Below are 17,167 nucleotides of genomic sequence, written 5' to 3' on the forward strand. Positions count from 1 at the left end.
GGGCGCCGGCGGCTAGAGCGCCATGCGGGCGTGCAGGTCGAACATGATCCAGAAGCTGCCGCCCACCATGATGAAGAGCAGCAGCGCGGTGAAGACCAGCGCCAGCACGTTCTCGCGCGGCGTGGTCGTGAAGTTGATGTGCAGGAAGAAGCGCAGATGGACCAGCACCTGCAGCACGGCGGCAATGCCGATGACCAGAAGGGTGCGCTGCGGCGGCAGGGCGTGCGTGTAGACCAGCCAGAACGGCACGGCGCTCAGCACGACGGCCAGCACGAAGCCGATCAGGTAGGAGCGCAGCCCGTGAGCGTTTTCCCGAGGACGTTCCATCACAGCAGCCCCGGCAGATAGACGATGGAGAAGATGCCGACCCAGGCGATGTCGAGAAAGTGCCAGAAGAGGCCGAGCCGGTGCAGCCGCGAGGCCACCGGCATCGTCAGTCCCTTGAGCGCGACCTGGGCGCCCAGGATCACGATCCAGATCAGGCCCATGGTGACGTGGACACCGTGCGTGCCGACCAACGTGAAGAAGGCCGACAGGAAGCCGCTGCGATCGGGTCCCGCCCCCTGCGCGATCATGCCGGCGAACTCGCGCACCTCCAGAAACACGAAGGCCGCGCCCAGCACGAAGGTGATGGCGAGCCAGGCCAGGACGGCGCCGCGGTTGCCGGCCTTAACCTGCAGGCTGGCGAACCCGAAGGTCATGCTGGAAACCAGCAGCAATCCCGTCTCGATGGCCGCATTGTTCAGGTCGAACAGCTGCTTGCCGGTGGGACCGCCGTCCGTGCCGGGGATCATGATGGCGTAGGTCGCGAACAGCAGCGCGAAGATGACCGCGTCGCCCATCAGGTAGAGCCAGAAACCGAACGCCCGCTGCTCGTGGGTGTCGATCTCCTCGCGCTCGTGCTCGCTCAGGGAGGCCTCGCTCATGTGGGCCGCGCTCATGGCCGGCTCCCCATCGCCCGGAAGCGTTCGTCCTCGATCGCCTTCACCTCGGCGGCCGACATGGTGAACTCCTGGTCGTCGTTCGACGAGCGCACGATCACCGCCGCGAGCATGATCGCGCCGGATGCGAGCACCAGCCACCAGATGTGCCAGATCATGGCGAAGCCCAGCACGAAGCCGAACGCGCCGAGGATCACGCCGATGGGCGTGTTCGATGGAATGCGGATGGGCTGGTAGCTGGCGGGCCGCTGGTAGGCGGTTCCCTTCTCCTTCATCTCGAGGAAGGGCTCGCGATCGCCCACCGTCGGGATCACCGCGAAGTTGTACGGCGGCGGCGGCGAGGAGGTCGACCATTCCAGCGTGCGCCCGTTGTACGGATCGCCGGTCAGGTCGCGCGTCTTGTTGCGGTCGCGAATCGAGACGTAGAGCTGCATCACCATGCAGCCGATGCCGCACAGCACGACCACGGCGCCGGACGCCGCCACCAGCAGGTAGGGCTGCCAGGTCGGGTCGTTGTAGGTCTCCATGCGTCGCGGCATGCCCTTCAGGCCGAGCAGGTAGAGCGGCATGAAGGCGAGATAGAAGCCGATGATCCAGCACCAGAAGGCGCCGATGCCCCAGCCGCGGTTGAAGGCGAAACCGAAGGCCTTGGGGAACCAGTACATGTAGCCGGCGAGATAGCCGAACAGCACGCCCGGGATGATCATGTTGTGGAAGTGCGCGACCAGGAAGGTCGTGTTGTGCATCAGGAAGTCGGCCGGCGGGATCGCCAGCAGCACGCCGGTCATGCCGCCGATCACGAAGGTCACGATGAAGCCGATGCTCCACATCATCGACGGATGGAACTCGATGCGGCCGCGATACATGGTGAGCAGCCAGTTGAACACCTTCACGCCTGTCGGCACGGCGATGATCATCGTCATGACACCGAAGAAGGCATTGACGCCGGCACTGGAGCCCATGGTGAAGAAATGGTGCAGCCAGACTGTGAAGGACAGGATGCCGATTGCCGCGGTCGCATAGACCAGCGATTCGTAGCCGAACAGGCGCTTGCGCGAGAACGTCGAGACGACCTCGGAGAAGATACCGAAGGCCGGCAGGATCAGGATGTAGACTTCCGGATGGCCCCAGATCCAGAACAGGTTGACGTAGTTCATCATGTTGCCGCCATGCGCATTCGTGAAGAAGTGCATGCCGGCAAGGCGATCGAGGGCGAGCAGGCCGCAGGCCACGGTGATCGCCGGGAAGGCGAAGGCCATCAGGACGGAGGCGATCAGCGCGGTCCAGACGAAGGGCGTCATGCGCATCAGCGTCATGCCCGGGGCCCGGCGCTTCAGGATCGTCACGATGAAGTTGATGCCCGACATGGTCGAGCCGACGCCCGATATCAGGATCGCCCAGATCCAGTAGTCGACGCCGACACCGGGGCTGTATTCGATGCCCGAGTAGGGCGGGTAGCCGGTCCAGCCGGCGGTCGAGAACTTGCCGATGACCAGCGAGACCATGACCAGCGCCGCGCCGGCCGCGCTCAGCCACAGGCTGACGGCATTGAGCCACGGGAAGGCCACGTCGCGCGTGCCGATCTGCAGCGGCACGATGACGTTGATCAGGCCCGTCATGAACGGCATCGCCATGAAGAAGATCATGATGGTGCCGTGGGAGCTGAAGATCTGGTCGAAATGCTCGGGCGGCAGGTATCCGCCGCCGTTCAGCGCGAAAGCCTGCTGGGCCCGCATCATGATGGCGTCGACGAAGCCACGCACCAGCATGATCAGCGCCAGCACGATGTACATGATGCCGATGCGCTTGTGGTCGACGCTGGTCAGCCACTCGGTCCAGAGGTACTTCCAGGCCTTGAGGTAGGTGAGCACCGCCGCGACCAGCAGCGCGCCACCGACGACGACGGCGGCGCCGCCCGCGGCGATCGGGCTGTAGAACGGCAGGGCGTCGATCGTCAGTTTGCCGAACATCCGCTATCTCCGCGCCGGCGCGTGCTGCGCATGGCCGCTGTGCCGGTACTTGTCGATGATCGAGTCGAACAGCTTGGGCTCGACCGTCGAGTAATAGGTGATGGGATTGGCGCGGCTCTTGGCTGCCAGCGCCGTGTAGGCGGCGGCGTCGAGTGCCCGGCCGCTCTGCTTGGCCCGCGCCACCCAGGCGTCGAAGTCGGCCGGTGTCATGGCCAGGACCTCGAAATGCTGCTCGGAATAGCCGCCGCCGCTGTACTGGCTGTTCCGCCCGACGAACTTGCCGGGCTGGTCCGCCAGCATCTGCAGGCGGGTCTGCATGCCGGCCATCGCGTAGATCTGTCCGGCGAGCTGCGGCACGTAGAAGGAGTTCATCACCGTGTCGGAGGTGATGCGCAGGCTGACCGGCCGGCCCGCCGGGAAGGCGAGCTGGTTCACCACCGCGATCCCCTGCTCGGGATAGATGAACAGCCACTTCCAGTCCTGGGCCACGACCTGGACGTCGAACGGCGGCTCCTTGGACTCCAGCGGTCGGTAGGGGTCCAGCCGGTGGGTGCTACGCCACAGCAACACGGCCACGGCAATGACGATAACCGCCGGGATAAGCCAGGTGATGGCGTCGATCGTGACCGAGTTGGCCCAGGTCGGCGTATATTTGGCCTTGGTGTTGGAGGCGCGGTACCTCCAGGCGAACCACAGGGTGAGGATGATGATCGGGACGATCACCAGCATCATCACATAGAACGCATCGAACAGGAGATCGCGTTCCGCGAGGGCGATCGGCCCCTTCGGATCAAGCACGGGCGCGCGTTTCAGGTCGCAGGCGCCTGCCAATAGGGCCAAGCCGGCCGCCGACGCCGCTGCCCGCCATCGAGTTACAGCCAGCCTCACGCTCCCCCGCCCGACCTATTGAACTGTCAGGGCAGATTGAAGCTAGCTGTTGTATTGAGCAACGATTCTTTTGTGACGTTTCAGTCCGACAATCAGGTCTTCTGACCCGGAGGCGCCGGCGTCGACGCCGGCGGTGTCTTGCCGGCGGGATCCTTGGCCGTGCAGACGTCGGCGCGAAGGCGCTCTTTGAGCGTCGCGATCTGGTCTTCGATCTGCTTGTTGGCGGCCTTCTGCTTCTCGATCTGCTCCTCGAGCGCCTTCACTTGCGCCGCGTCAGGGCCGGCCGGTGCGGGGGGCGCCGGCGGTGCGGGAAGCTGGACGGCAACGTTCACGATCGGACGGTAGAAGAGATACCAGCCCAGCCCGAGGCCCGCCGCGAGCAGGAAGAAACCGCCCACCAGGCCGCCCAGAATCCAGGGCCAGCGCGGCGTCGGTTGTTCTTGGGTCTGAGAGGGTTCGGCCATGTGCCAGTGAGGCTCCCGTTGGACAGCGCAGTCAATACCCGCCCCGCGGCGGAATTTGGGCGCCGGGCGGGCCAACGCGGGGCTCTTGCGCGGTCCCGAATGAGATATAAGTGTATATGCACTCACCGGCCTCTCGACCGGCAGCACGGCCGCGTCTAGGGTCGCCGCCACGAACCAAGGAGAGTTTCCATGACCGCGTGCATCGTCGGTTGGTCCCACGGCAAATTCGGCAAGCTCGACGGCGAGACCAGCGAATCGCTGATCGTCAAGGCAGCGTCCGAGGCGATCGCGCATGCCGGCATCGAGCCCAAGGACGTCGACGTGATCTACGTCGGCAACATGAACGGCGGCTTCGTGCGCCAGGAGTTCCACTCCTCGCTGCCGCTGCAAACCCACCCCGACCTGCGCTTCAAGCCCTCGACCCGCGTCGAGAATGCCTGCGCGACCGGCTCGGCCGCGATACACATGGGCCTCAACACGCTGGCCGCCGGCAAGGCGCGCTTCGTGCTGGTGGTCGGCGTGGAGAAGATGACCGAGCTCAACTCCGCGCAGGCCGGCGAGGTGCTGATCAAGGCGTCGTACGTCGCCGAGGAAGCCAATATCGAGGCGGGCTTCGCGGGCATCTTCGGCAAGATCACCTCGGCCTACTTCCAGCGCTACGGCGACAAGTCCGACGCGCTCGCGAAGATCGCGGTCAAGGCGCACCGGAACGGCGCGAAGAATCCTTACGCCCACTTCCAGAAGGAGTTCGCCTACGAGTTCTGCCGCACGCCCTCGGACAAGAACCCGTTCGTCGCCGGCCCGCTGAAGCGCACCGACTGCTCGCCGGTCACCGACGGTGCGGCGGCGGTGATCCTGACCGACGTCGGCACGGCGCTCGGCATGAAGCAGGCGATCGCCTTCCGCGCCGCCGAGCACGTCAACGACTTCCTGCCGATGAGCCGCCGCGACATCATCAAGTTCGAGGGGCCGCAGCTTGCCTGGCAGCGTGCACTCAAGTCCGCGCATCTCGACCTGCTCGATCTCTCGTTCGTCGAGAGCCACGACTGCTTCACCTCCGCCGAGCTGATCGAATACGAGGCGATGGGCCTCACGGCACCGGGCGAAGGCGAGCGCGCCATCCATGAAGGCTGGGTCGAGCGCGACGGCAAGCTGCCGGTCAACGTCTCGGGCGGTCTCAAGGCCAAGGGCCATCCGGTCGGTGCCACCGGCGTCAGCATGCACGTGATGACGGCCATGCAGCTCGCCGGCACCGCGCCCGAGGGCCTGCAACTGCCGAAGGCCAAGCTCGGCGGCGTGTTCAACATGGGAGGCGCGGCCGTCGCCAACTATGTGAGCATCCTCGAGCCGCTGCGCTAGAACCATTGCGCGCCGTCGGCCCTCGCGAAAGCGACGTCATCCTGGGCGCCATGCGCCAGGTGGCGCTGGCCGGCGGACACACGATCACCTACGCCGACACGGCAAGCATCCGGGCGGCGGCGCACTATCTGCTGCGCCGCCACGGGCTGGTCGATCTCGGCACGCTGCCCGCGGCCGAACCGGCCGATCTGGTCGAAGTCTTGAAGGATCGCGCGCTCGCCGAGGAGGCGGTGAAGTACCTCGCCATCATGGCCATGGTCGACGGCTCGCTCGACCACGGCAAACTGAAGCGCGTGCTCGAATACTCCCGCGCCCTCGACATCGAGGCCGACTATCTCACCGACCTCGTCGAGGCGGCCTCCGGTCACATTGCCTGGGCCACCGCCGACATGTGGCGCAAGAATTTCCACAGCGTACTCAGCCGCTCCTCCGAAGGCCTCGATCCCAATGTCTGGATCCGCCCCTACGCGGGCGCCAACGCCGATCCGGCGCTGGTCGAGCGCTACGAGGCGCTGGGCCGTCTGCCGCAGAACACGTTCGGAAAGGCACTCTGGGACTTCGACAAGGAGAACGGCTATCCCTTCCCCGGCGACCCGATGGCGCTGAACGCCGCCTTCGGCACGGCGCACGATTCAACGCACGTCATTTCGGGCTACGACACCAGCGCGCGCGGCGAGCTGCTGGTCTCGACCTTCACGGCCGGCATGCACCCCATCAATCCGATGAGCGGCCACATCCTGCCGGTGATCTTCTTCTTCCATTTCGGCGAGCAGCTGAACGACGTGGGCCATGCCGGCAAGGGCGGCCTCGATCCCGACGAGTTCTGGCATGCCTGGGCGCGCGGCGCGGAGATGACGGTCGATCTCTTCGATCCGAAGTGGAGCGTCTGGGACTGGGTCGAGCACGACCTCGAAGCGCTGCGCCATCAATGGAACGTGACGCCGCCGGGGAACCGGCGTTAAGTCGACGCGATTGAAGAAAGCGAAAGGTCCCTCGCTACGCCCGGGATGACAGCTGTTCTTGGATCGGCGCACTGCGCGAATCACAACAAATTTGTCATCCCGGGCGTAGCGAGGGACCTTTGCGCCTCACACCACCGGGCTCGCGCCGCCGTCGACGTTGATGGCAACGCCGGTGATGAACGACCCCGCATCGGAGCAGAGGAAGCAGGCCATGCGGGCGAACTCCTCGGCCTTGCCCATGCGGCCGAGCGGGATGCGGCCCTTGGCCATGCCGGCGAGGAATTCCTCGTAGGTCTTGCCCTCGCCGGCCGCGGTCTTGTGCCGGCGCGCCCACTGGTCGCTCTCGATGAGCCCGACCAGCATCGCGTTCACGAGGATGTTGTCTTTGGCCAGCTCCTGGCTCATCGCCTTGGTGAGCGCGAGGCCCGCGGCGCGGCTGACGCTGGTCGGTGTCGAGTTGGCGGTCGGAGCCTTGGCGCCGATGTTCAGCACGTTGACGATGCGGCCCCACTTGCGCGCGCGCATGCCGGGGATGGCCGCGCGGCTGAGACGGATGGCGGCGAACAGCTTCAGGTCGAGATCGCCCTGCCAGTCCTCGTCGGTCACGGTCTCGAACGACTTGGCATGGCTGATGCCGGCATTGTTCACGACGATGTCGACCTTGCCGAACTCGGCCTCGACCTTCTTGAACGTGTCGGCGATCGGCTGGGCCTGCGAGACGTCGCACGAATAGGCCTCGATCTTGATGTTGGCCTTGCCGGCCGCCTTCTGGACCTCGGCCTTGGCCGCGGCGAGCGCATCGGCCTTGCGGGCCAGCAGTGCGACCGACGCGCCCGACGCCGCGAACTCCTTGGCCATGGCCAGGCCGAGGCCCGTGCTCGCGCCGGTGATCACGGCCACGCGGCCATCCATACGTACGTCCATCTTGTCCTCCCGAAGTCAGCGAAATCGGGCGACACCATATCCATCGATCAGCGGGGCAGCGAGTCCGGTGCGTATTGCTGGGCGAACTCGGCGCTGGGCGGGATCGGCTTGATCACGTCGATGGCGATCCCGTTGGGATCCTCGGTGATGAAGTGCCGCTGGCCGAAAGGCTCGTCGCGCAAGGCGAGATGGATCCGCAGCCCCTCCGCCTGCGCCCTTGCATAGAGAGCATCGACATCCTCGACCTCGAAATTCACCAGCACGCCCGAAGCCTTCTTGCGGAACGGCGCGGGAATCGTCTCGTGGCGATAGTCGAGGATCGCGAGGTTCGCCTTGTCCGATGCCGTACTGGTGAGATGGATGTACCAGTCCGCCTCGAAGGCGCGACGAAAGCCGAAGTGCTTTTCCCAGAAGGCCGCGGTACCGGCGACGTCGTCGGTGCAAAGCACCGTGTAGAACTCCTTGAGCTGCATTTGCCCTCTCCTGCGTTGCGACTTACATGCAGTCTGTCGGTACGACATTTAGAAACAGGCTGTATGTATGTCAAGACCCCGAACCCAGGCCGAGCGACTGGCCGCCACGCGCGCAACGCTTATGCGAGAGGCCCGGCTGATCTTCGCCGCCTCGGGCTACGATGCCGCCGCGACGGAGGAGATCGTGCAGCGCTCCAACGTCACGCGCGGCGCGCTCTACTATCACTTCAAGGACAAGCGGGCGGTGTTCGAGGCGATCGTCGAGGAGGTGGCGCGCGAGATCGCGGCGGCGATTGATCGGAAGGCCGACCCCGTCGGCGATCCCCTACAGGCGCTGATCGAGGGCACGCGCGCGTTTCTCGATGCCTGTCTCGATCCTGCGGTCCGCCGCATCTACCTGATCGATGCGCCCGCCGTGCTGGGCTGGCATCGCTGGCGCGAAATCGACGCGCCGCACGGCCTGCGCTCCCTGCGCGAAGGCGTGACGGCGGTGCTCGCTGAGCGACCCGGCCAGGGGCTGAGCGTCGAACCCGTCACGTTCCTGCTGTCCGGCGCCTTCAATGAGGCCGCTCTCTGGGTTGCAGAAGCGAAAGACGAAAAGACCGCACGCCGCGAGATGGACCGTTCGCTGGTTCAGCTCATGGAGCGGCTGTTCGGCTCTCCCGCCGAGCCCGCTCGACCGCCGCGAGCACGCGCTCGGGCGTAGCCGGCGCGTCGAGCCTCACGGGCGTCCTGCGGCTCCCCACCGCGCCGATCGCGTCCTTGAGCGCGGTCCAGACGGCGGTCGCCAGCATCAGCGGCGGCTCGCCCACCGCCTTGGAGCGGAAGATCGTCGCTTCGCGCGACGGGGCATTGTCGAGCAGCGTCACGTTGAACACCGGCGGCACGTCGCGGCTGCCGGGAATCTTGTAGGTCGACGGCCCCGCCGTGCGCAGCCGGCCGCTCGCGTCCCACCAGAGTTCCTCGCAGGTGAGCCATCCCTGCCCCTGCACGAAAGCGCCCTCGATCTGGCCGAGGTCGATGGCGGGGTTGAGCGAGCGGCCGCAATCCTGGACGAGATCGGCGCGCAACACGCGGCTCTCGCCGGTCAGGGTGTCGATCGCCACTTCCGCCATGGCCGCGCCGAATGAGAAATAGAAGAACGGCCGGCCACGCATCGAGACAGGATCCCAATGGATCTTCGGCGTCTTGTAGTAGCCGGTCGCGGAGAGCGAGACGCGGCCGAGCCAGCAGAGCTTCGCCAACTCGCCGAATGTCAGCACCTGGTTGCTGCCGGGCCTGGCGATGCGCACGGTGCCGTCGGCAAATTCGATGTCGGTCTCGGCCACGCCGAAATGCTCGGCGGCATAGGCCACCATGCGGCTGCGGATCGTGTTCGCGGCATCCCAAGCCGCCCAGCCGTTGAGGTCGGACCCCGTCGAGGCGGCGGTCGGCGAGGTGTTGGGCACCTCGGCGGTCGAGGTGGCGGAGGGCCGGATGCGATCGACATCGACCTGGAAGACCTCGGCCACCACCTGGGCCACCTTGATGAACAGGCCCTGCCCCATCTCGGTGCCGCCATGGTTCAGGCGGATCGACCCGTCGGTATAGACATGCACCAGCGCGCCGGCCTGGTTCATGTGCGGCAGGTTGAAGGAGATGCCGAACTTCAGCGGAAAGAGTCCCAGCCCGCGCTTCAGCACCGGGTTCGCGGCGTTGAAGGCATCGATCTCGGCGCGCCGCCGCTCGAGTTCGCCGCCTGCCTTCACCTCGGCCCAGCACCGTTCGAGATGATTCTCGTCGACCGTCTGGCCGTAAGGCGTTTCGTCCCGGCCCTCGGCATAGAAGTTGAGCGCGCGCACCTCGACGGGATCGCGGCCGAGATGATGGGCGATGCGGTCGAGCGCATCCTCCATCACCACCACGCCCTGCGGCCCGCCGAAGCCGCGGAACGCCGTGTTCGACTGCTTGTGGGTGCGGCAGGCGTAGCCCACGGCGCGGAAGTGCGGGATCCAGTAGGCGTTGTCGGTATGGGTGAGCGCCCGCGTCACCACGCCGGGTGTCATGTCGAGGCTCCAGCCGGCATCCGCCGCCAGCACCGCATCGAGCGCCAGCACGCGCCCCTCGCTGTCGAAGCCCACCGTGTAGCGATAGTCGAAGCCGTGGCGCTTGCCGGTCGTCACCATGTCGACCTCGCGCGGCAGGCGCAGCTTCACCGGCCGCCCTGTATGGTTAGCGGCGATCGCCGCCGCAGCGGCCACCCAGGTGGCGTTGCTCTCCTTGCCGCCGAAGCCGCCGCCAAGACGGCGCACCACCGCTGTGACGCGATTGAAGTCCCAGCCCAGCACCCGGGCGCAGACATGCTGGACCTCGGTCGGATGCTGGGTCGAGGAATGGACGGTGATGTCGCCATCCTCACCGGGCAGTGCGAAGGCGATCTGGCTCTCCAGATAGAAATGCTCCTGCCCGCCGACGCTGAATTCGGCGGTGAGCCGATGCGGCGCCGCGGCCAGCGCCGCGTCCGGGTCGCCGCGCAGGATCGTGGCCGGCGCCTGGACGTAGGATTCGCGGGCGAGCGCGGTTGCGATGTCGAGGATGGGCTCCCCGGCCTCGATCTCGACGACCACCTTCGCGGCGGCCGCCCGCGCGGCATCGAGCGTCTCGGCAACGACCATCGCCAGCGTCTGGCCCGCGAACTCGACCCGGTCGAGGGCGAACAGCGGCTCGTTCTTGCCGATGGCCGCGATGTCGTTGCGGCCGGGAATGTCATGGGGCCCCAGCACTGCCACCACGCCCGGCATGGTCTTCGCGGCATCGGCGTCGAGCCGCATGAGCCTCCCGCAGGCGACTTTGCTCAGGACCAGGGCCGCGTGGAGCGTGCCCGGCGGTTCGGGCATGTCGTCGATATAGAGCGCCTGCCCCGTGACGTGCTTCAGCGCGCTGTCATGGCGTCGCGCGACATGGATCTTGTCGCTCACAGTGCCTCGACCTCCAGCGCGCGACCCGGCTCGGCGAGACGCAGTTCCAGCCGCCGCAGCAGGTTGGCCGCGACCTGCCGGCGATAGGCGGCCGAACCGCGCCAGTCGTCGAGCGGCTTGAAGTCGCTCTCCACCGCGGCGATCGCCGCCGCAAACCCGTCTTTCAGCAGCGCCGCCTCGGTCGCCCGCGCCCGGCGCGATGTCGCCGCCATGCCGCCGAAGGCCAGACGCGCATCCTCGATCCTGCCGTTGCGGATGCGCACGCGGTAGGCGCCGGCGACGGTGGAGATGTCCTGGTCGCGGCGCTTGCTCACCTTGTCGCAATGAAACGTCTCGCCTTCCCAAAGGCGCGGCATCGAAAGACTCTGGATGATCTCGTCCGGCGCCAGCTCGGTCTTGCGATAGTCGAGGAAGAAGTCGTCGAGCGGGATCTCGCGGGTCCCGCGCGGCGAGACCAGGGTCAGGCTTGCTTCCAGCGCCAGCAGCACCGGCGGCATGTCGCCGATCGGCGAGGCCGTTCCGATATTGCCGCCGATCGTGCCCATGTTGCGGATCTGCCGCGATCCCAGACGGGAGAGATAGGCGCGCAAGGCAGGAAAAGCCTCGATCAGGGTCGGCGCAGCGGCTTCATAGGTGGCTGCGGCGCCAATCGTGATCTGGTCCGCAGACGCGGAGATCACCGCCAGCTCGGGCACGTACAGGAGGTGGATCACCGCCTTCGGCGGCTTGCGCTCACGACTGGCCAGCAGGCCGAGATCGGTGCCGCCGGCCAGCAGCAACGCCTCGGGATGAGCGGCGCGCAGGGCCAGCAGTTCGTCCAGGCTGCGCGGCGCGAAGAAGGCGCCATCGAAGGCGGCAGACGTCGTTCTCGGTGACAGGAGAGGCGCCGACGGCGGCTCGACGGCGAGGCCGGCGATCCGGGTCATCGCCTCGACGATCGGCCGGTAGCCGGTGCAGCGGCAGAGATTGCCGGCCAGGGCTTCGTGGATCGCGTCGGGGTCGGCCGTGCCGCCGTTGCTCGCATGTGCCAGCGCCGACATGACGAAGCCCGGGGTGCAGAAGCCGCATTGCGTCGCATCGGCTTCGGCCATCGCGACCTGGACCGGGTGCGGGCCGCCGCCGGGGCCGCGCAGCCCTTCGACCGTACGCACCGACTGGCCGTCGAGCTGACCCAGCAGGGCGATGCAGGCATTGACCGCGTCGCGCCGGCCCTCGCGTTCCAGCACCACGGTGCAGGCGCCGCAATCGCCTTCGGCGCAGCCCTCCTTGGTGCCGCGCAGGCCGCGATGGTCGCGCAGCCAGTCGAGCAGGGTCGTCATCGGCGAAACGCCGGCGATCTCCACTGGGCAGTCATTGAGGGTGAACCGAACGTTATCCGCCATGCGAACAGGATGCTGGGCGTTGAAGTGCGACGCAACCCGTGTTGCACTCGGCATGCCAACCCAAGAAAGAAAGTCCCCGGATGGACCCCTATCGATTCGGCTATTCCCCCATCGTCGAACGACCGAAGCTTTCCTGGCCCAACAATGCGCGGGTCGCGGTCTGGGTCTGCCCCAACATCGAGCACTACGAATACCTGCCCGCGGAAGTGCGCGTGCGCAATCCGTGGCCGCGCATGCCGCATCCAGACGTGCTGGGCTACGGCGGCCGCGACTACGGCAACCGGGTCGGCCTGTGGCGCATGTTCGAGGTGCTGGACAAGCACAGCATCCGCTGCACCGTCTCGCTCTCGATGTCGGTGATCGAGATGTATCCCGAGATCCTCGAGGCCATGGAAGCGCGCCGCTGGGAGTATATGAGCCACGGTTACTTCAACACGCGCTACCACTGGGGCTATGCGCCGGAGGAAGAGCGCGAGGTCATCGAGCACAGCAAGGCCACACACCTGCGGCTCACCGGCCGCAAGCTGCGCGGCTGGTTCTCGCCCGCCGTCTCCAACACGCTGAACACGCCCGACATCGTGAAGGAGGCCGGGCTCGAATACTTCTGCGACTTCTACCACGACGACCAGCCGACGCCGCTCGCCACCAAGCACGGGCCGCTGATCCACGTCCCCTACTCGATGGATCTCAACGACGCGATGATCTACCGCCAGCCGGTCGAGGCGGAGGAATTCGCCCAGATGATCATCGACCATTTCGACACGGTCTATCGCGAGGGCGGCGAGAACGGCCGCGTCATGTGCCTCGCGCTACACCCCTACATGATGGGGGCACCACACCGGCTGAAGCATCTCGACCGCGCGCTGTCCTATATCCGCAAGCACAAGGACGCCTGGGTCTGCACCGCCGAGGAGATCCTCGACTGGTATGTCGCCAACGGGCTGAAACCCTACCAGCAGCATCTCGGGAAGGAGGCGTGACATGAGCACCGTTCCCAAGAACCCGCCGCCGCTGCCCGTCGGGATGGACAATCCCTGGTACGACTATTCCCCGTATCCGAAGCGGCCGAAGCTCAACTGGCCGCGCAATGCCCGCGTCGCCTTCTATGTCGTGCTGCATCTCGAATACTACGAGCTGCTGCCGCCCGACGGCGCGGTGAAGGACAGCCGCTTCACCGGCGAGTTCGGCACCTACCATCCCGATTACCGCACCTGGACGCAGCGCGAATACGGCAACCGCACCGGCATCTTCCGCGTTCTCGACGTGCTCGACCGCTACCAGATCCGGGCCGGCGTCGCGGTCAACGCCATGGCGGCGGAGCGTTACCCGTTCCTCATGGAGCAATTCAAGAGGCGCAACTACGAGATCATCGGGCACGGTGTCTCGGCCAACCGCATGATCAGCTCGAAGATGAGCGAGGCCGAGGAGAGGCAGGAGATCTCGACCTCTCTCGCCGCGATCGAGAAAGCGACCGGCACGGCGCCCAAGGGCTGGCTCGGCCAGGAATATGGCGAGAGCCAGCGCACGCCGAAGCTGCTGGCCGAGGCCGGCCTCGACTATGTCCTCGACTGGCCGAACGACGACCAGCCCTATCCGATGCATGTCGGCGAGGGCACCAAGTTCGTCTCGCTGCCCAACCAGCCGGAATGGGACGACGTGCAGCAGCTCTGGCTGCGGCGCATCAACACCACGCGCTATCCCGACATCGTGGGCGACGCCTTCGAGCTGCTGCACCACGAGGGCGGACAGGTGTTCAACCTGTCGATCCACTCCTGGCTGATGGGCATGGCGCATCGCATCAAGTATCTCGACGAGGCGCTGCGCCGGGTCGAACGCTTCGGCAATGTCTGGCACGCGACGCCCGGCGAAGTGGCGAAGCACTATCGCGAAACGATGATGGGCTGATCCGCGTGACCCAGTTCTGGCTCGATACGCTCGCGGAGTTCATCGCGGGCTTCCGTCTGGAGTCCCTGAAGCCGGCCACGATCGAGCAGACGTCCTATGTCGTCCTCGACACGATCGGTGCCATCGTGGGCGGCGCGGCCGAGCCAGAGATGCAGGCTCTCACCGCCAAGCTGACCGTCAGCCCGGTCGGCGACGCCGCGGTGATGGGCACCGGCAAGACCGCCGTCTCGGCCGCCGCCGCCTTCCTGAACGGCACCGCCGGCACCTTCCTCGAAATGGACGAGGGCAACCGCTTCGCCAAGGGCCATCCCTCGATCCATGCCCTGCCCGCCGTCTGGGCGATGGCCGAGATCAAGGGCCTGTCCGGCAAGGCGGCGATGGAAGCGTTGATCCTGGGCTACGAGGTCGGCGCGCGGATCGGCATCGCCGCCTCCCTGCGCCCCGACATGCATCCGCACGGCACCTGGGGCACGGTGGGCGCCGCCGCGGCGGTGGCCAAGCTGCTGGGCTACGACGCCGCGCAAATCCGCGAGACGATCAACGTCGCCTCCTCGCTGACCCTCGCCAGCTCCAAGCGCACGATGCTGGAGGGCGGCACGGTGCGGAACGCCTATGCCGGAATCTCCAACCGGATGGCGCTGATGGCGATCGACCTGGTCGAGGCCGGCTTCATTGGCGAACGCGACGGACTGTCGAGCGTGTTCGGGAAGGTCGTGTCGGAACGCTTCGACACGGCGCGCATGATCGACGGGCTCGGCCGCGACTGGCAGATCGACCAGAACTATTTCAAGCTCCATTCCTGCTGCCGCTACAATCACGGCGCGCTGGACGCACTCGACATCCTGCTCGCGAAGGAAGCCATCGCGGCAGACTCGGTCGAGCGCGTGGATGTCGCCAGCTATCTCTACGCCGCCGAGCTCGACGACCAGGCGCCGCGCAACACGCTGGGGGCCAAGTTCTCGGTGCCCTTCGCCGTGGCCACGCGGCTGGTGCGCGGCTCCTCCCGGGTCGAGAACTTCACCTGGGACGCCCTGCGCGACGAGCGCGTGCTGGGCATGGCCAAGCGCGTGTTCGTGGTCGAGGACAAGGCGATGACGGCCCGGCTGCCGCAGGTCCGGCCGGCCAGGATCGATGTCCGGCTGCGCGACGGCCGCACGCTCACCGCCGCCGTCGAGGCCAATCGCGGCGACGACCAGGATCCCTATTCGCACGAGGAACTCACGGGGAAGTATTTCTCGCTGACGGCACGGATGTTGCCTCACGAGGTGGCTGACGAAATGCGGAAGAAGATTCTGGTGTTGGATAGCATCGCCGACATACGCTCGATCTTCGCTCGTTGACGGGAGGCTCGCATGACCAAGCGACTGACGCAGACGGTTTCACGCCGGACCCTCCTCGCGGGCGGCGCCGCACTCGCCGCCGGCCCGCTCGGTGCCCCCGGCCTGGCCGGCGCGCAGCCCGCCGCCGTCAAGGTCGGCCTGATCCATCCCGTCACCGGCTTCGTCGCCTACAACGGCCAGCAGAGCAGGCTGGGCGGCACGATGGCGATCGAGGACGTGAACAAGGCCGGCGGCATCAAGTCGATGGGCGGCGCGAAGCTCGAAGCGCTGCTGGGCGACAGCCAGTCCAAGGTCGAGGTCGGCGTCAGCGAAGTCGAGAAGATGAACGAGCAGGGCGTGGCGGCCTATATCGGCTGCTTCCAGAGCCCCGTCGGCATCGCTGCCAGCCAGGCCGCTGCCAAGTACGGCACGCCATTCCTGGTCGATGTCGGCGCCTCCGACCTGCTGATGAGCCGCGGTCTCAAGAACGTGTTCCGCCTCAAGCCCGGCTTCGGCGTCTGCGTGGACGACGGCATCGCCTCGCTGGGGGCGCTGAACAAGGCCGCCAACGGCGTCGCCAAGACCGCCGTGATCGTCCACGAATCGGGCGAGTTCGGCACCGGCACGGCCAAGCTGCTGGCCGGCAAGCTGCCCTCGATCGGCATCGCGGCGAAGGAGCTGATCGCCCACGACAATCCCACGCGTAACTTCGACAACATCGCGCTGCGCATCCGCTCGCTCGCGCCCGACATCGTCATGATGTCGAACTACGGCAACGAATACATGCTGCTGGCGCGCACGCTCTATCAGCAGAAGGTGAACGTCGCGGGCTTCTTCTCGATCCTCGGCGGCGGCTTCAATTACAAGTTCGTCAAGGAGATGCCCGACGTCTCCCAGTACATGATGGACGTGAACCATTGGTACAATCCAAAGAGCCCGCAGGCCCAGGCGCTGAAGAAGCGGGTGGAAGCTGCCGGCGCGCTGTTTACCTTCGAGGTCTATCTCACCTACACCAACGTCATGCTGCTGGCCGACGCACTGGAGCATGCCGGTGCGGCCGACAAGGAAAAGCTGATCGCGGCGCTTGCCGCCTCGACCTTCAAGGCCGAGCTGATGCCCTACGGGCCCACGAAGTTCGTCAACGGGCAGAACGAGGGTGGACGGCCGGCAACGATGCAGTCGCTCAAGGGCGAAATCGAGGTGATCGCGCCAGAGCAGTTCGCCTCCGCCAAGGCCGTGTTCCCCAAGCCGAAGCTCTAAAGGCTTCCGGGTGATATTGGATCGCGTCGAATTTCCCAACAATCACCTCACCCTGAGGAGCGAACGCAGTGAGCGTCTCGAAGGGTGGGGACGAGCACCGCGTCTGCTGCCCATCCTTCGAGACGGCCCTTCGGGCCTCCTTGTATCAAGAGACGGCCGCGTCGGCGTAGAGTTGCGGGCGCGGTCTCGGTGGAGAGCCCGGAGTCTCCTGGGGCCTACAAGCCCGTTCCTGAGCTCGGTGCCTCCACCGTTGATTTTGTGATCCCGAACGGTCGCCTGGGCCGAACCGCGAGCCCGCATGCGCAAGGATGGGAGCCAAGATCCATGTTCGTAGGTATCGATGTGGCGAAGGATCGCCTGGAT

16 protein-coding genes are annotated in these 17,167 nt (G+C 66.4%); 7 read left to right on the forward strand and 9 right to left on the reverse strand.

Features of this window, described 5'->3' with window-relative positions:
* Window positions 1–12 precede the first annotated feature (12 nt).
* The 5 genes from cyoD to LJ725_RS18065 form a co-directional block, all read right to left on the reverse strand.
* Window positions 13–327, reverse strand: a complete 315-nt coding sequence (gene cyoD / locus LJ725_RS18045) for a cytochrome o ubiquinol oxidase subunit IV (RefSeq protein ID WP_230552031.1) — start codon at window positions 325–327, stop codon at window positions 13–15.
* Window positions 327–941 (reverse strand): cytochrome o ubiquinol oxidase subunit III, encoded by a 615-nt coding sequence (cyoC, locus tag LJ725_RS18050; RefSeq protein ID WP_230552032.1) that lies wholly within the window; start codon window positions 939–941, stop codon window positions 327–329. The genes cyoD and cyoC overlap by 1 nt, the downstream gene beginning before the upstream one ends.
* Window positions 938–2,911, reverse strand: coding sequence for a cytochrome o ubiquinol oxidase subunit I (cyoB, locus tag LJ725_RS18055; RefSeq protein WP_230552033.1), 1,974 nt, complete (start codon window positions 2,909–2,911; stop codon window positions 938–940). Before cyoB ends, cyoC begins: the two co-directional genes overlap by 4 nt.
* A 3-nt stretch (window positions 2,912–2,914) precedes the next feature.
* Window positions 2,915–3,799, reverse strand: a complete 885-nt coding sequence (gene cyoA, locus LJ725_RS18060) for a ubiquinol oxidase subunit II (protein ID WP_329958376.1) — start codon at window positions 3,797–3,799, stop codon at window positions 2,915–2,917.
* 92 nt (window positions 3,800–3,891) lie between these two features.
* Window positions 3,892–4,263, reverse strand: coding sequence for a hypothetical protein (locus LJ725_RS18065; RefSeq protein ID WP_230552035.1), 372 nt, complete (start codon window positions 4,261–4,263; stop codon window positions 3,892–3,894).
* A gap of 189 nt (window positions 4,264–4,452) precedes the next feature.
* On the opposite strand from LJ725_RS18065, the gene LJ725_RS18070 reads away from it, so the two are divergent.
* Window positions 4,453–5,622: an acetyl-CoA acetyltransferase gene (locus tag LJ725_RS18070; protein ID WP_230552036.1), complete on the forward strand. Its 1,170-nt coding sequence runs from the start codon at window positions 4,453–4,455 to the stop codon at window positions 5,620–5,622.
* A gap of 5 nt (window positions 5,623–5,627) precedes the next feature.
* Window positions 5,628–6,584, forward strand: coding sequence for a hypothetical protein (locus tag LJ725_RS18075; protein WP_230552037.1), 957 nt, complete (start codon window positions 5,628–5,630; stop codon window positions 6,582–6,584).
* A gap of 126 nt (window positions 6,585–6,710) precedes the next feature.
* Here the strand turns inward: LJ725_RS18075 and LJ725_RS18080 are convergent, their stop codons facing one another.
* Both LJ725_RS18080 and LJ725_RS18085 read right to left on the reverse strand, forming a co-directional pair.
* Entirely contained in the window at window positions 6,711–7,508 is a 798-nt protein-coding gene (locus LJ725_RS18080) for an SDR family oxidoreductase (protein WP_230552038.1), read from the reverse strand.
* 47 nt (window positions 7,509–7,555) lie between these two features.
* The gene (locus LJ725_RS18085) at window positions 7,556–7,981 is read right to left on the reverse strand and encodes a VOC family protein (protein ID WP_230552039.1); all 426 of its coding nucleotides are present in this window, start codon (window positions 7,979–7,981) and stop codon (window positions 7,556–7,558) included.
* A 67-nt stretch (window positions 7,982–8,048) separates the two neighbouring features.
* Between LJ725_RS18085 and LJ725_RS18090 the strand changes: the two genes are divergently transcribed.
* Entirely contained in the window at window positions 8,049–8,687 is a 639-nt protein-coding gene (locus LJ725_RS18090) for a TetR/AcrR family transcriptional regulator (RefSeq protein ID WP_230552040.1), read from the forward strand.
* Here the strand turns inward: LJ725_RS18090 and xdhB are convergent.
* Both xdhB and xdhA read right to left on the reverse strand, forming a co-directional pair.
* Window positions 8,620–10,938, reverse strand: a complete 2,319-nt coding sequence (gene xdhB, locus LJ725_RS18095) for a xanthine dehydrogenase molybdopterin binding subunit (RefSeq protein ID WP_230552041.1) — start codon at window positions 10,936–10,938, stop codon at window positions 8,620–8,622. The two genes, LJ725_RS18090 and xdhB, sit on opposite strands and share 68 nt — an antisense overlap.
* Window positions 10,935–12,320, reverse strand: a complete 1,386-nt coding sequence (gene xdhA / locus LJ725_RS18100; RefSeq protein ID WP_230552042.1) for a xanthine dehydrogenase small subunit — start codon at window positions 12,318–12,320, stop codon at window positions 10,935–10,937. The genes xdhB and xdhA overlap by 4 nt, the downstream gene beginning before the upstream one ends.
* An 80-nt stretch (window positions 12,321–12,400) precedes the next feature.
* Between xdhA and LJ725_RS18105 the strand changes: the two genes are divergently transcribed.
* The 4 genes from LJ725_RS18105 to LJ725_RS18120 are packed head-to-tail and all read left to right on the forward strand — an operon-like array spanning window position 12,401 to window position 16,804.
* A complete protein-coding gene (locus LJ725_RS18105; RefSeq protein WP_230552043.1) occupies window positions 12,401–13,300 on the forward strand; it encodes a polysaccharide deacetylase family protein in 900 nt (299 codons plus the stop codon).
* 1 nt (window position 13,301) lies between these two features.
* A complete protein-coding gene (locus tag LJ725_RS18110; protein ID WP_230552044.1) occupies window positions 13,302–14,225 on the forward strand; it encodes a polysaccharide deacetylase family protein in 924 nt (307 codons plus the stop codon).
* 5 nt (window positions 14,226–14,230) lie between these two features.
* Window positions 14,231–15,565: an MmgE/PrpD family protein gene (locus tag LJ725_RS18115; protein ID WP_230552045.1), complete on the forward strand. Its 1,335-nt coding sequence runs from the start codon at window positions 14,231–14,233 to the stop codon at window positions 15,563–15,565.
* A 12-nt stretch (window positions 15,566–15,577) separates the two neighbouring features.
* Window positions 15,578–16,804 (forward strand): ABC transporter substrate-binding protein, encoded by a 1,227-nt coding sequence (locus LJ725_RS18120; protein ID WP_230552046.1) that lies wholly within the window; start codon window positions 15,578–15,580, stop codon window positions 16,802–16,804.
* Window positions 16,805–17,167 lie beyond the last annotated feature (363 nt).

This window comes from Reyranella aquatilis (assembly GCF_020880995.1).
Taxonomy (GTDB): Bacteria; Pseudomonadota; Alphaproteobacteria; order Reyranellales; family Reyranellaceae; genus Reyranella; species Reyranella aquatilis.

Coding starts and splice junctions, on each gene's coding strand:
- xdhA (WP_230552042.1), bottom strand. CDS start 12,320: ATGGCGGATAACGTTCGGTTCACCCTCAATGACTGCCCAGTGGAGATC.
- LJ725_RS18090 (WP_230552040.1), top strand. CDS start 8,049: ATGTCAAGACCCCGAACCCAGGCCGAGCGACTGGCCGCCACGCGCGCA.
- LJ725_RS18110 (WP_230552044.1), top strand. CDS start 13,302: ATGAGCACCGTTCCCAAGAACCCGCCGCCGCTGCCCGTCGGGATGGAC.
- cyoD (WP_230552031.1), bottom strand. CDS start 327: ATGGAACGTCCTCGGGAAAACGCTCACGGGCTGCGCTCCTACCTGATC.
- LJ725_RS18065 (WP_230552035.1), bottom strand. CDS start 4,263: ATGGCCGAACCCTCTCAGACCCAAGAACAACCGACGCCGCGCTGGCCC.
- LJ725_RS18085 (WP_230552039.1), bottom strand. CDS start 7,981: ATGCAGCTCAAGGAGTTCTACACGGTGCTTTGCACCGACGACGTCGCC.
- cyoB (WP_230552033.1), bottom strand. CDS start 2,911: ATGTTCGGCAAACTGACGATCGACGCCCTGCCGTTCTACAGCCCGATC.
- LJ725_RS18120 (WP_230552046.1), top strand. CDS start 15,578: ATGACCAAGCGACTGACGCAGACGGTTTCACGCCGGACCCTCCTCGCG.
- cyoC (WP_230552032.1), bottom strand. CDS start 941: ATGAGCGCGGCCCACATGAGCGAGGCCTCCCTGAGCGAGCACGAGCGC.
- LJ725_RS18105 (WP_230552043.1), top strand. CDS start 12,401: ATGGACCCCTATCGATTCGGCTATTCCCCCATCGTCGAACGACCGAAG.
- LJ725_RS18080 (WP_230552038.1), bottom strand. CDS start 7,508: ATGGACGTACGTATGGATGGCCGCGTGGCCGTGATCACCGGCGCGAGC.
- LJ725_RS18070 (WP_230552036.1), top strand. CDS start 4,453: ATGACCGCGTGCATCGTCGGTTGGTCCCACGGCAAATTCGGCAAGCTC.